The sequence below is a fragment of the Streptomyces sp. CB02400 genome, assembly GCF_001905725.1.
Lineage (GTDB): Bacteria > Actinomycetota > Actinomycetes > Streptomycetales > Streptomycetaceae > Streptomyces > Streptomyces atrovirens.
This window is the reverse complement of sequence record NZ_LIWB01000030.1, coordinates 42,327-54,421: the sequence shown is the minus strand read 5'-3', so window position 1 is coordinate 54,421 and position 12,095 is coordinate 42,327. Positions and strand designations below refer to the sequence as shown.

9 protein-coding genes and 1 pseudogene are annotated in these 12,095 nt (G+C 72.5%); 6 read left to right on the top strand and 4 right to left on the bottom strand.

The features are described from left to right. Nucleotides 1–221: 221 nt before the first annotated feature. The 5 genes and pseudogenes from AMK33_RS38870 (at nt 222) to AMK33_RS38850 (ending at nt 4,510) form a co-directional block, all read left to right on the top strand. A complete protein-coding gene (locus tag AMK33_RS38870; protein WP_073937966.1) occupies nt 222–1,025 on the top strand; it encodes an SDR family NAD(P)-dependent oxidoreductase in 804 nt (267 codons plus the stop codon). 148 nt (nt 1,026–1,173) lie between these two features. Then, nucleotides 1,174–1,482: a hypothetical protein gene (locus tag AMK33_RS44500; RefSeq protein WP_073937965.1), complete on the top strand. Its 309-nt coding sequence runs from the start codon at nt 1,174–1,176 to the stop codon at nt 1,480–1,482. 4 nt (nt 1,483–1,486) lie between these two features. Continuing rightward, nucleotides 1,487–1,624: pseudogene (locus tag AMK33_RS42030) on the top strand (alpha/beta fold hydrolase); the annotation flags it as partial. 442 nt (nt 1,625–2,066) lie between these two features. Further along, on the top strand, nt 2,067–3,008 hold the full coding sequence (locus tag AMK33_RS38855; protein WP_073937963.1) for an oxygenase MpaB family protein: 942 nt from the start codon (nt 2,067–2,069) through the stop codon (nt 3,006–3,008). Then, complete coding sequence (locus AMK33_RS38850) at nt 3,005–4,510, top strand: aldehyde dehydrogenase family protein (protein ID WP_073937962.1); 1,506 nt, start codon at nt 3,005–3,007, stop codon at nt 4,508–4,510. The genes AMK33_RS38855 and AMK33_RS38850 overlap by 4 nt, the downstream gene beginning before the upstream one ends. Nucleotides 4,511–4,565: 55 nt before the next feature. Here AMK33_RS38850 and AMK33_RS38845 read toward each other — a convergent pair whose 3' ends face one another. Then, entirely contained in the window at nt 4,566–5,192 is a 627-nt protein-coding gene (locus tag AMK33_RS38845) for a TetR/AcrR family transcriptional regulator (protein ID WP_073937961.1), read from the bottom strand. 128 nt (nt 5,193–5,320) lie between these two features. Here AMK33_RS38845 and AMK33_RS38840 point away from each other — a divergent pair, with 128 nt between their 5' ends. Then, a complete protein-coding gene (locus AMK33_RS38840) occupies nt 5,321–6,460 on the top strand; it encodes an acyl-CoA dehydrogenase family protein (protein WP_073937970.1) in 1,140 nt (379 codons plus the stop codon). Between the two features lie 79 nt (nt 6,461–6,539). On the opposite strand, the gene AMK33_RS38835 is transcribed toward AMK33_RS38840, so the two are convergent. From AMK33_RS38835 to AMK33_RS38825, 3 genes are all read right to left on the bottom strand, one after another. Continuing rightward, nucleotides 6,540–8,378, bottom strand: coding sequence for an AMP-dependent synthetase/ligase (locus AMK33_RS38835; protein ID WP_073937960.1), 1,839 nt, complete (start codon nt 8,376–8,378; stop codon nt 6,540–6,542). A gap of 229 nt (nt 8,379–8,607) precedes the next feature. Then, nucleotides 8,608–10,800, bottom strand: a complete 2,193-nt coding sequence (locus AMK33_RS38830; RefSeq protein WP_073937959.1) for a 3-hydroxyacyl-CoA dehydrogenase NAD-binding domain-containing protein — start codon at nt 10,798–10,800, stop codon at nt 8,608–8,610. Nucleotides 10,801–10,839: 39 nt separating this feature from the next. Next, on the bottom strand, nt 10,840–12,054 hold the full coding sequence (locus AMK33_RS38825; RefSeq protein WP_073937958.1) for an acetyl-CoA C-acetyltransferase: 1,215 nt from the start codon (nt 12,052–12,054) through the stop codon (nt 10,840–10,842). Nucleotides 12,055–12,095 lie beyond the last annotated feature (41 nt).

The following is a 12,095-nucleotide window of genomic DNA, read 5'->3' as shown; positions in this document are numbered from 1 at the left end:
ACCGCGAAGAAGATAACGGGGACGGGGCACCGCCGGCTCGTCACCGGTGCCGGAGACGACCTCGCTCGTCAGGAGTTTCCTCCGGGTGCCGTGTTCCGGCACCCGAAGCGGCGGGTACTCGCTCGTGACCTTCGGTTTCCTTCACGTACGGGACTTTCGCCCGGGACACCCGTCCCCGATCACGGCATCCGCGGACCGTCGGCGTGAAAGGCGGCACACCAGTGAGCACACGACACGGCACGGCCCTGGTGACGGGAGCCTCCTCCGGCATCGGCGCGGCCTACGCCGGGCGGTTGGCCTCCCACGGGTGGGACACCGTCCTCGTGGCCAGAAGGGGGCAGCGGCTCGACGACCTCGCGCAGCGACTGCGCGAGGGGACGGGCACCGTGGTGGAGACCCTCGTGGCCGATCTGTCCGAATCCGGCGACCTGGCACGGGTGACGCGGCGTGCGGCGGGCGACGACATCGGGTTCCTCCTCAACAACGCGGGGATCAACGGCTACGGTCCGTTCGCCGGACTCGAACCGGAACTCATGACGAAGATCCTCGACCTCAACGTCCTCGCCGTCACCGCGCTCACGCGGGCCGCGGTCCCGGGCATGCTGGAACGCGGGCGCGGCACCCTGGTCAACGTGGCCTCACAGCTGGCCTTCGCGGGCGCGCTGCCGCCGCATCCGCTGCCCGAGCGCGCGGTGTACGGCGGCACCAAGGGCTATGTGGTCACCTTCACCCGCACGCTCGCCGCCGAACTGGCCGGCACCCCGCTGCGGATCCAGGTGCTGTGCCCCGGGCTGACCGCCACCGAGTTCCACCGGTCGCGTGGCGACGAGCCCGTCCCGGGACGGAACCAGTCCGTGCACGAGGACGGCGGCATGCCCGTGGACCAGGTCGTCGACGCGTCCCTGGCCGCACTGGACACCGGCGAGGTGGTGTGTGTACCGGGGCTCGAGGACCCGGCCCCGGTCGACGGTCTGGCAGAGGCCGAACTGGCGATCCGTACGGCGGCCCGCCGGGGCGGGAGCTGACCCGGCCCGTCCGCGCGGCGGACGACCGCGTGCCGACGGGGCCGGAGCGGGACGGCCGGAACCGGCCACGGGCCGTCGCGGGTGGACGGCGTGCGTTCGGCGTGACGCCCGGCGGTGCGGGTACCACGGACGGTCAGGAGGGAACATCATGACGCGCGTGAAGCAGTACGCCGTGGCCGCCACCGGACAGTGGACGGACCAGGAAGAGGGCCGCCGCCGACTGCCCGCGGGTGAGGTGCACGCCTGGGAACCGGGCCTGAACCAGACCGTTTGCGGGTTGTCCCTGAGCCGCTCGGAGCTGATCCGTTTCTCGCATGTGGTCTGGCAGGACACCTTCCCCGAATCCGGAGGCGCGGCGGACCGCGTCCGGCGTGTGTGCCCCCGCTGTGCCTCTGTCGCGGGACGCCGCGGAAGCGACGTCCGCCCCCGGTGGCACCGCACGAACCCCCGGCCGTGAGCGACTCGACGCCACTGCGCGCCGCTTCCGCAAAGCGCTCCCCGAGGCCGACTACGCCGAGGTCGAAGGAGCGCCCCACGGCCTGCTCCGGACCCACGCCGACGAGGTCGGCACCGCACTGCGCGACTTCCTCTCGAAGTGACCGTGGATGACCGGGTGTTGTTCTGCCGGCTTCTCATGACGCGGTTCCGCTTGCCCACAGCTCCGCGACGAGAGCGGATCGACGGACGTCCGGAAGACGGTGGAAGCGGACATCGACGACGGGCGAGAGCTCGGGTCGACGCTCCGTCGACCACTCTGCCGCACACGGAAGTTGGTGACACGTGCCGAAACCGGGCGCGGTCACGGGCGCATCCGCGCCTCCGGAGTCTTGACGCCTGTGAAACAAGTCAATAGTTTCAGTATCTTCGACTCACCGCCCACGACCCGCACGGCACCGCGCAGCCACGTCATCCGGCTCACCGGCGGCATCGTCATCCCCACCCGTACGGCAGGGGCCGGTCGACGCGGAGACCGTCCGCTTCTCCGGTCCGACCGCTCGTGCCGCGAGCCGGTGGCCACGATTCCGACAGGAGGGATCACCCATGGGCCGCTACAACCGGCTCCGCCGCATCCAGCAGATGGATCCGCAGCGGGACTTCGAGCAGATCTACCGGTGGATCGTCCACTACGAGTTCCCCCGCGACTATCTCCACGGGACGTCGATCGCGTTCCTGCGCGACTTCGGCGTCCCACGCGTCTCCCGGCTCCTGGACCGCACCCAGGAGTTCGAACGTGCCGGTCAGAAGCGGTACGACGACACGGTGCTGATCACGTACGAGATGGTCCGCGAGGGGATGGACTCGGAGCACGGCCGGGCAGCCGCCCGTCACCTGAACCGCATCCACGGCCGTTACCGGATCCCCAACGAGGACTTCCTCTACGTCCTCGCCACCACGGTGGTGGGGCCGAAGCGGTGGATCGACCGGTTCGGCTGGCGGCGCCTGTCCGAGCAGGAGACCGAGAGCCTGGCGCTGGTGGGCCGGCGGATGGGCGAGATGATGGGCATCTCCGGCGTGCCCGGCACCTATGCCGCGTTCGAGCGGCTCCACGACGACTACGAGCGGGAGATGTACGCCTACGACCCCGCCAACCGCAGGGTCGCCGCGGCCACCCTGCGGATTCTGGCCTCCTGGTACCCGGCCCCGTTACGGCGGCCGGCGTCCCGGATCGTACTCGCCGTCCTGGACGAACCGCTGCTGACGGCGCTCGGCTTCCGCCCGGAGCCGCGCTGGGTGCGGGCCGCCGTCCACCGCGGCTTCCGCGTACGGGCCGCGCTGATCCGCCTGCTGCCCGGACGGCCGGAGTGGTTCCCGCGCAAGCCCAAGGCGCGCACCTACCCCTTCGGCTGGACCCTGGACGACCTGGGCCCGCACTGGGCGCACTCCCGTCCGACGATCCCGCTCCAGGACGAGACACCGCCGGAGGGGGACCCCGTTCCGGCGCAGCCGTCCGCCTCCCGCGCTCCCCGTCAGGAGACCCGATGACCGACACCACCCCGGCCACCGCACCACGCGCCGCGACCTTCACCACGTACTCCCCCGCGACCGGCGAGCCGATCGCCGATCACCCGGTGGACGGGCCGGAGGAGGTCTCCCGCGCCGTGGCCCGGGCCCGGACCGTCCAGGTCGGCTGGGCCGCGCTGCCCGCGTCCCGGCGCCGTGACCACCTGCTGCGCTGGAAGAAGGCGCTCGCCACCGACCTGGACGCCGTGGCCCGCACCATCGCCGAGGAGACCGGCAAGCCGGCCGGTGACGCCGCGCTGGAGGTCGTCCTCACGCTGGAGCACCTGGGCTGGGCCGCCCGCAACGCCGGACGCGTGCTGCGCCGGCGGAAGGTGGGCACGGGGCTGTTCACCGTCCACCAGCGGGCCTCGCTGGTGCACCGGCCGCTGGGCGTGGTCGGCGTGATCGGCCCCTGGAACTACCCCCTGTACACGCCGATGGGCTCCATCGGTTACGCCCTGGCCGCGGGGAACGCCGTGGTCTTCAAGCCGTCCGAACTGACCCCGGGCACCGGGGCCCTGCTGGCCGGGCTCTTCGACTCCGCCGTGCCCGGGCACGCCGGGCTGCTCACCACCGTCACCGGTGCGGCGTCCACCGGGGACGCCCTGGCCCGGTCCGGGGTCGACAAGCTGGCGTTCACCGGTTCGCCGGGCACGGCCCGCAAGGTGATGGCGGTGTGCGCCGGGACGCTGACGCCGTTCCTCGCCGAGTGCGGCGGGAAGGACGCGGTGATCGTCACCGCGGACGCGGACCTGGACGCGGCGGCCGACGCGATCGTGTGGGGCGCGCTGAGCAACGCGGGGCAGACCTGCGCGGGGGTGGAGCGCGTCTACGCGGTGCGTGAGATCCACGCGGCGCTGTGCGAACGGGTGGTCGAGCGGGCCGGGGCGCTGCGTCCGGGTGCCGGGGCGGACGCCTCCTACGGCCCGATGACACTGCCGGGCCAGGTCGCGGTCGTCGAGCGGCATGTGACCGGTGCGGTCGCGGCGGGGGCGCGGGCCCTGCTGGGCGGGCCCGAGTCGGTACGCGCTCCGTACGTCGCGCCGGTGGTGCTGACCAGCGTTCCGGAGGACGCGGCGGCGATGGCGGAGGAGACCTTCGGGCCGGTCGTGGCGATCAACCCGGTGGCCGACGTGGACGAGGCGGTGGAGCGGGCCAACGCCTCGCGTTACGCCCTGGGGGCCGCGGTGTTCTGCCGCGGCGGGCGCGCCGGTGCGGCGATCGCGGCGCGGCTGCGCGCGGGGGCGGTGTCGGTGAACTCGGTGCTGGGCTTCGCGGCGGTGCCGGCGCTGCCGTTCGGCGGTTCGCGGGACTCCGGCTTCGGGCGGATCCACGGGGAGGAAGGGCTGCGCGCCTTCACCTCCGTGCAGTCGACGACGGTGCAGCGGTTCACCCCGCCGATCGCGCTGACCTCCTTCGGGGTTCCGGCCGCCACGCGGGAGCGCGCGGTGCGGCTGGCGCGGGCACTGCACCGGCGCCGCTGAACGGCCGGACGGCGTCCCGCCGGCAGGGACCGTCCGAGCGGACGGTCCCTGCCGGTCAGGCGTCCAGCAGCGGGGCCAGGTAGCGACGGGCGAAGGCCCGGGCCTGGTCCTCGTCCTCCATCTCGATGCAGCTCGCGGGGTTGAGCAGGAAGGACACGGCGACCCGCACCATCAGCTCGGCGACCGGACGCGGGTCCTCGTCAAGGCGGCCCTCGGCCTGTTGCGCGCGGCGCAGATGGACCGTCAGGTACTCGACGGTGGCGGAGAGCGAGGAGCTGCCCTGCACGGTCAGGTAGGGCAGCACCACCTCGGGTTCGAGGCGCAGCAGGCCGCCGAAGAGCGGATGGGCGCGGGTGTGGCGCAGGGCCACCACGAACCCCTCGACGACCCGCTCCTTCATGGTCGGCAGCGCCGCCACCGCCGCGTCCAGCCGCTGGAAGAACCGGCTGAGTTCACGCAGCAGGGTGTCCTCGACCAGCTTGTCCTTGGTCTGGAAACGCCGGTAGACGGTGACCCGGGAGACCCCGGCCCGCTTGGCGACGTCGTCCACGGAGGAGCGGCGCAGACCCAGCAGGGTGAACTGCTCCAGTGCCGCGTCGAGGATCCGCAGCGCCATGCGGTCCTCCGGCTCCGGCCGGTCGAGAGCCCGGGCGAGCCACGAGTCGTTCGTGTCAGTTCTCATGGTGCTCCTCACGATACCGGCGAACACTTCCCCGAGATGCGAAGAAACATCTATCGTTTCTCTGTAACCCACTTGTGTGCCCGACCCTGACCGAGCCGCCGACCGGCACCCGGATCCCGGAGGACCTGATGGGCAGTCGACTCACCGAAGAACAGGCCGCTTTCGCCGCGGCCGTGCGCGATTTCGCCAAGCGCGAGTGCGGTACCCGAGAACAGCGCGACGCGCTGGCAGGGGACGGCCGCGAGGCCCACCACCCCGAGTTGTACGGAAGGCTCGCCGAGCTGGGCTGGCTCGGTGTGTGTCTGCCCGAGGAGTACGGCGGCTCCGGCGGCGGACTGGCCGACGCCTGCCTCTTCCTGGAGGAGACCTCGTACGGGATGGTCCCGTGCGGGGGTTTCGTCACCACCGTCATCACCGCGAAGGCGTACGAGCGGTTCGGCACGGAGCGCCAGCGGCGCGAGGTGCTCACCGGGGCGGTGCGCGGCGATGTCCTGGCCATCGCCATGTCGGAGCCCGGCGCCGGGTCCGACGTCGGCGCGCTGCGCTGCCGCGCCCGGCGGGAGGAGGACGGCACGTGGGTGATCGACGGTCAGAAGACCTGGATCTCCAACGCGCACTGCGCGAAGAGCGTTCTGCTGGTGGCCCGCACCGGTGAGGACAAGCACGGCGGTCTGACCATGTTCCATCTGCCCACCGACGCCCCAGGCGTGGAGGTGCGGGGCATCGAGACCATGCGCGGCCGGGAGGTCAACGACGTCTTCCTCACCGGCGTACGGCTGCCCGCAGACGCCGTCGTCGGTGAAGTGGACGGTGGATGGCGGCAGTTGATGGCCGGCCTGAACTACGAGCGGCTCTTCCTGGCCGCGAACATGCTGGGCCTGGCCCGCCGCGCCTTCGACGACACCGTCGCCTACGTCCGCGAGCGCGAGCAGTTCGGGCGGCCCGTCGGCTCCTTCCAGGCCCTGCGGCACCGGATCGCCGATCTCGCCACGGAGATCGAGTGCACCCGGCTGCTGGTGCGCGAGGTGGCGCTGGACTGCGACGCGCAGCCGGACCGGCTGTTCCCGCGCGAGGCGTCCATGGCCAAGCTGAAGGCCACCGAGATCGCCAAGCGGGCCGCCCTGGAGGGCATGCAGATGATGGGCGGCTACGGCTACACCACCGAGTTCGACATGGAGCGCCATCTGCGGGCCGCGGTCGTCTCCACGGTCTACGGCGGGACCAGCGAGATCCAGCGGGACGTCATCGGCAAGACCTACGGCCTCTGAGACGGCCGTACGCGACGGCCGCCCGCCCCCGGAAGAGGGGCGGGCGGCCGTCTTTCGTGCGAGGGGAACGCGGCCCGGGTCAGTCCTCGTAGAGCCCGGACAGCGCGTCGGCGTACTTGTCCCGGATGACCCGGCGCCGCATCTTCAGCGACGGCGTCAGCTCGCCGGTCGCCGGGCCCCACTCCTCCGCCAGCAGCTCGTACCGCTTGACCTGCTCGGTGCGGTTGAGCCGGGTGTTGGCGGCGGCCACCGCGCGGTCCACCTCCGCCCGGACGGCGGGGTGCCGCGCCAGCCCGGCCGGTCCCCCGTCCGCCTGGACGCCGTTGGCCGCGGCCCAGGCGGGGGCGGCCTCCGCGTCGAGCACCAGCAGGGCGACGAGGTAGGAGCGGTTGTCGCCGTGCACCATCGCCTGGCCGATCAACGGGTGTTCCTTGAGCGCGTTCTCCACCAGCGCCGGGGAGACGTTCTTGCCGGTGGAGGTGATGATCATCTCCTTCTTCCGGTCGGTGAGCCAGAGGTAGCCGTCCTCGTCGGTCCGGCCGATGTCGCCGGTGGCCAGCCAGCCGTCGGCGTCCAGGGCGGACCGCACCGAGCCGTCCGGCCGGAGGTAGCCGGAGAACACGGACGGGCCCCGCACCAGGATCTCGCCGTCCTCGGCGACACGGATCTCCACGGACTCCACCGGGCGTCCCACCGAGCCGAGCCGGAAACCGGTCTTCGGGCTGTTGCTGGTGGCCACGCCGGTGGTCTCGGTCAGCCCCCAGGCGTCCATGATGACGATGCCGAACCCGGCCCAGAACCTCACCACGTCGACCGACATCGGCGCCGACGCGCTGGCCGCCCAGGTCACCCGGTCCAGACCGCCCGCGGCCAGCAGCGGCAGCAGCACGTCCTCACGGGCACGGACATAGCGCTCCTCGAGCTCGGCGGGCGGTGTCTCGCCCCGCTCGCGGTACCCGACGTGCTCGCGGGCGACCTCGAACGCCCGGTCGATGACCGTCCGTTGCTCGGCCGGCATCAGCGAGAGGACGGCCCGCACGGCGGCGGACAGCTTCTCCCAGATCCTCGGCACGCCGAAGAACTGCGCGGGGCGCACCTTGCGCACCACCTCGCCGACGCGCGCCGGGTCGGCGCAGAGGTGGACGTGCGAGGCACGGTGACAGGGCAGGTAGATGCCCAGCATCCGCTCGGCGATGTGGGCGAACGGCAGGTAGCAGATGTGCTCGACGTGCGGGGGAAGCTCCACCACGGCGTCCAGCGCCAGGGCGTTGGACATCACCTCGCGGTGGGTGAGGACGACGCCCTTGGGCTCACCGGTGGTGCCGGAGGTGTAGACGACGGTCAGCGGATCCTCGGGGCGGGCGGCGTCCAGCTCCTTGGCGAACTGCTCCGGCGCCGGCTCGCGGAGCAGGGCGGCGTACGGGACGTGGGCGCCCTCCGCACCCGCCTCGGCCACCACCAGCCGCTCCAGCGGGGTGGCGGCGTCGGCCAGCAACGGCTCCCACACGGCGACCTGCGCCGCCCCCTCGACGACGGCGAGGCGGGCCCGGCAGTTGCGGGCGATGTGGGTGATCTGCTCGGGGGCCGCGGTGCCGTAGACACTGACCGGGACCGCGCCGAGGCGGACCAGCGCCAGGTCCGACAGCCAGTGTTCGGGCCGGTTGGACATCATCATCAGCACGTGGTCGCCGCGGCCGACGCCGAGGGCCCGGTAGCCGGCGGCGAGGCTCCGGGTGTGCTCGTGGATCTCCGCCCAGCCGAGCGTCGTCCAGTCGCCGTCGCCGTCCGGGTCCGCCGACTGCCAGGAGAGGCCGGGGAGTTGCGGGTACTCGCGTGCGTTTCGGGCCAGTAGCTGCGGCAGGGTCCGGCCGACCGGGTCGTCGGGCAGGTCGCCGGTGGTGCGGGGTGCGGATGTCATCGGGGCCTCCTTGCGGGTCGGAAGGGAACATCTGGGGAGACCGGGGCGCTGGGGTGCCCCTGCCGGCGTGCCTGGTGGAGCTGGGGGAGGTGGGGGCCGCCCGTGGGTCCGGTCGGCCGGGGACGGGCGGCCCTGCCCACGGAGCCGGTCGGTGCTCAGGAGATACGGGACGCCGCAGGCCCTCGGAGCGGATCAGGAAGCACGGGGCGTCACAGGCCCTCGGAGCGGATCAGGAGTCGGTGAAGGTCTCGCCCCGCTCGGCCTTGCGCAGCAGCAGCTCGGGCGGGGTGAAGCGCTCGCCGTGCTTCGCGGCCAGCTCACGCGCGCGGGCCACGAAGCCGGGCAGCCCGGTACCGCCCCCGGCGCCGCCGTCGTAGCCGTTGATGTACTGCAGCACTCCGCCCGTCCACGGCGGGAAGCCGATGCCGAGCAGCGAGCCGATGTTGGCGTCCGCCACCGAGGCCAGCACGCCCTCCTCCAGGCAGCGCACCGAGTCCAGCGCCTCGACGAAGAGCATCCGCTCCACCATCTCGGTCAGGTCGGCGGGCTGCTTCGCGGGGTCCGTGAAGTGCTCGCGCAGCCCCGGCCAGAGCCCGGCGCGCCTGCCGTCGACGTAGTCGTAGAAGCCCGCGCCGCCGGACCGTCCGGGGCGGCCGAACTCGTCGATCATGCGGTCCACCACCGCGTCCGCGGGGTGCGGCTCCCAGCGGTGGCCCGACGTCTCGGCCGCGCGGCGGGTCTCCTCGCGGATCCTGCGCGGGAGGGTGAGGGTGAGTTCGTCCATCAGGTTGAGGACCTTGGCCGGGTAGCCGGCCCGGGCGGCGGCCTGCTCGACGGAGGCGGGTTCGATGCCCTCGCCGACCATGGCGACGCCCTCGTCGATGAAGCGGCCGATGACCCGGGAGGTGAAGAAGCCGCGCGAGTCGTTGACCACGATCGGCGTCTTGCGGATCTGCCGCACCAGGTCGAAGGCGCGCGCCAGCGCCTCGTCCCCCGTCTTCTCGCCCTTGACGATCTCCACCAGCGGCATCCTGTCGACCGGCGAGAAGAAGTGCAGGCCGACGAAGTCCCGCGGTCGCTGCACCCCCTTGGCGAGGACGGTGATGGGCAGGGTGGAGGTGTTGGAGCACAGCAGCGCGTCGGGGGCGACGACCTCCTGTATCTCCTGGAACACCTTGTGCTTGAGGCCGGTGTCCTCGAAGACCGCCTCGATCACCGCGTCGCAGCCGGCCAGGTCCCGGACGTCGGCGGTCGGGGTGATGCGGGCCAGCAGGGCGTCGGCCTTCTCCCGCGTGGTGCTGCCGCGCGATACGGCCTTGGCGCACAGCTTCTCCGAGTAGCCCTTGCCCCTGGCCGCCGCCTCCGCCGACACGTCCTTCAGCACGACGTCGATCCCCGCCAGCGCGCAGGAGTGGGCGATGCCCGCGCCCATCATGCCCGCGCCGAGCACGGCCACCTTGGTCACCCTGCGCGGCTCGACGCCCTGGGGACGACCGGCGCCGGAGTTCACCGCCCCCAGGTCGAAGAAGTACGCCTGGATCATGTTCTTGGTGATCTGCCCGGTGACCAGTTCCGTCAGGTACCTGGCCTCCACCACGAAGGCCGTGTCCACGTCGACCTGGGAGCTCTCCACGGCCGCCGCGAGGATGTTGCGCGGGGCCGGGTAGGGGGCGCCACCCGTCTTCTTCTTCAACATCGCTGGAAGTGCTGGGAGTTGAGCGGCCAGCTGCGGATTCGAGGGGGTGCCGCCGGGGATGCGGTACCCGGCGGCGTCCCAGCGCTGCGCGGACTCGGGGTGGGCGTCGACGAACGCCCGTGCCTTGGCGAGGAGTCCGTCCGGGTCGGCGGCGATCTCGTCGACCAGGCCGGCCTCCAGGGCGCGTGCCGGTCCGTACCGGGTACCCTCCAGGAGGACCTTCCGCAGGGCGTCCGCCACACCGAACATACGGACCGTGCGGGTCACTCCCCCGCCGCCTGGCAGCAGCCCCAGGGTGACCTCGGGGAGCCCGACGCGGGCGGCCGGGCTGTCCAGCAGCACGCGGTGGTGACAGGCCAGGGCGATCTCGTAACCGCCGCCCAGTGCCGCGCCGTTGATCGCGGCGACGACCGGCTTGCCCAGTGTCTCCAGGACGCGCAGCGAGCGCTTGACACGCATCCCGGCCTCGAAGGAGGCCTCCGCGGTCTCGGGGGTGACGGATATCAGGTCGCGCAGGTCACCGCCGGCGAAGAAGCTCTTCTTGGCGGAGGTGACGATGACGCCCCGGACGGTGTCGCGGCGTTCCGCCAGCCGCGCCGCGACGGCGTCCAGCGAGTCGACGAACGCGGCGTTCATGGTGTTGGCGGACTGGTCCGGATCGTCGAGGACGAGGGTGACCACGTGGTCGTCGGACTCTTCCCAGCGGATGGTGGTGCTCTCGGTCATGAGGGGGTCTCCGTAGTGGTCGCGCGCGGTCGCTGGGGTTCAGAGGCGTTCGACGACGGTGGCGATGCCCATGCCGCCGCCCACGCACAGCGTGGCGAGGCCGTAGCGCTTGCCTTGGCGCTCGAGTTCGTCGACGAGGGTGCCGAGGATCATCGCGCCGGTCGCGCCGAGCGGGTGTCCCATGGCGATGGCGCCGCCGTTGACGTTGACCCGGTCCAGGCTCAGCCCCATGTCCCTGACGTAGCGCAGGACGACGGCGGCGAACGCCTCGTTGATCTCGACCAGGTCGATGTCGTCGACGGTCAGGCCGGCCATGGCGAGCGCCTTGCGGGAGGCGGGCGCGGGCCCGGTCAGCATGATGGTGGGGTCGGCCCCGGAGACCGCGGCGGAGACGATCCGGGCCCGCGGGGCCAGGCCGTGACGCTCGCCGGCCTCCTCGCTGCCGATGGCGACCAGGGCGGCGCCGTCGACGATGCCGGAGGAGTTGCCCGCGTGGTGGACGTGGTCGATCCGCTCCACCCAGTGGTACTTCTGCAGCGCCACCGCGTCGAAGCCGGCCAGTTCGCCGATGTCGGCGAAGGACGGCTTCAGCTTGCCCAGCGATTCGGCCGTCGTGCCGGGCCGCATGTGCTCGTCCCGGTCGAGGACCAGCCGCCCGCCCCGGTCCCGCACGGGGACGACGGAGCGGTCGAAGCGCCCTTCCTTCCAGGCCGCGGCGGCCCGCTCCTGGGAGAGCGCGGCGTAGGAGTCCACGTCGTGCCGGGAGAAGCCCTCCAGGGTGGCGATCAGGTCGGCGCCGATGCCCTGCGGGACGAAGCCGGTGTCGTGGTTGGTACGCGGGTCCAGTGCCCAGGCACCGCCGTCACTGCCCATCGGGACCCGCGACATGGACTCCACGCCGCCCGCCAGGGCCAGGTCCTCCCAGCCCGAACGGACCTTTGCCGCCGCCATGTTGACGGCTTCGAGACCGGACGCGCAGAAGCGGTTCTCCTGCACGCCCGCCACCGTCTCCGGCAGCCCCGCGAGGACGGCGGCGGTGCGGGCGAGGTCCGCGCCCTGGTCGCCCAGGGGGCTGACCACACCGAGCACGATGTCGTCGATCGCCGCCGGGTCGAGGTCCGGGAAGCGGCGGAGGGTCTCGTGGATCAGGCCGACGACCAGGTCGATCGGCTTGGTGCCGTGCAGGGCCCCGCCTGCCTTGCCGCGCCCGCGCGGGGTGCGGATCGCGTCGTACACGTACGCTTCGGTGCTCACCTTGGGTGCCTTCCGGGTCGGGTCTGAGGGAGGCCGCGAAC

Excerpts from the sequence above, each read along its gene's own strand:
- AMK33_RS44500 (WP_073937965.1), top strand. The coding sequence starts at position 1,174 with ATGACGCGCGTGAAGCAGTACGCCGTGGCCGCCACCGGACAGTGGACG.
- AMK33_RS38855 (WP_073937963.1), top strand. The coding sequence starts at position 2,067 with ATGGGCCGCTACAACCGGCTCCGCCGCATCCAGCAGATGGATCCGCAG.
- AMK33_RS38850 (WP_073937962.1), top strand. The coding sequence starts at position 3,005 with ATGACCGACACCACCCCGGCCACCGCACCACGCGCCGCGACCTTCACC.
- AMK33_RS38845 (WP_073937961.1), bottom strand. The coding sequence starts at position 5,192 with ATGAGAACTGACACGAACGACTCGTGGCTCGCCCGGGCTCTCGACCGG.
- AMK33_RS38840 (WP_073937970.1), top strand. The coding sequence starts at position 5,321 with ATGGGCAGTCGACTCACCGAAGAACAGGCCGCTTTCGCCGCGGCCGTG.
- AMK33_RS38835 (WP_073937960.1), bottom strand. The coding sequence starts at position 8,378 with ATGACATCCGCACCCCGCACCACCGGCGACCTGCCCGACGACCCGGTC.
- AMK33_RS38830 (WP_073937959.1), bottom strand. The coding sequence starts at position 10,800 with ATGACCGAGAGCACCACCATCCGCTGGGAAGAGTCCGACGACCACGTG.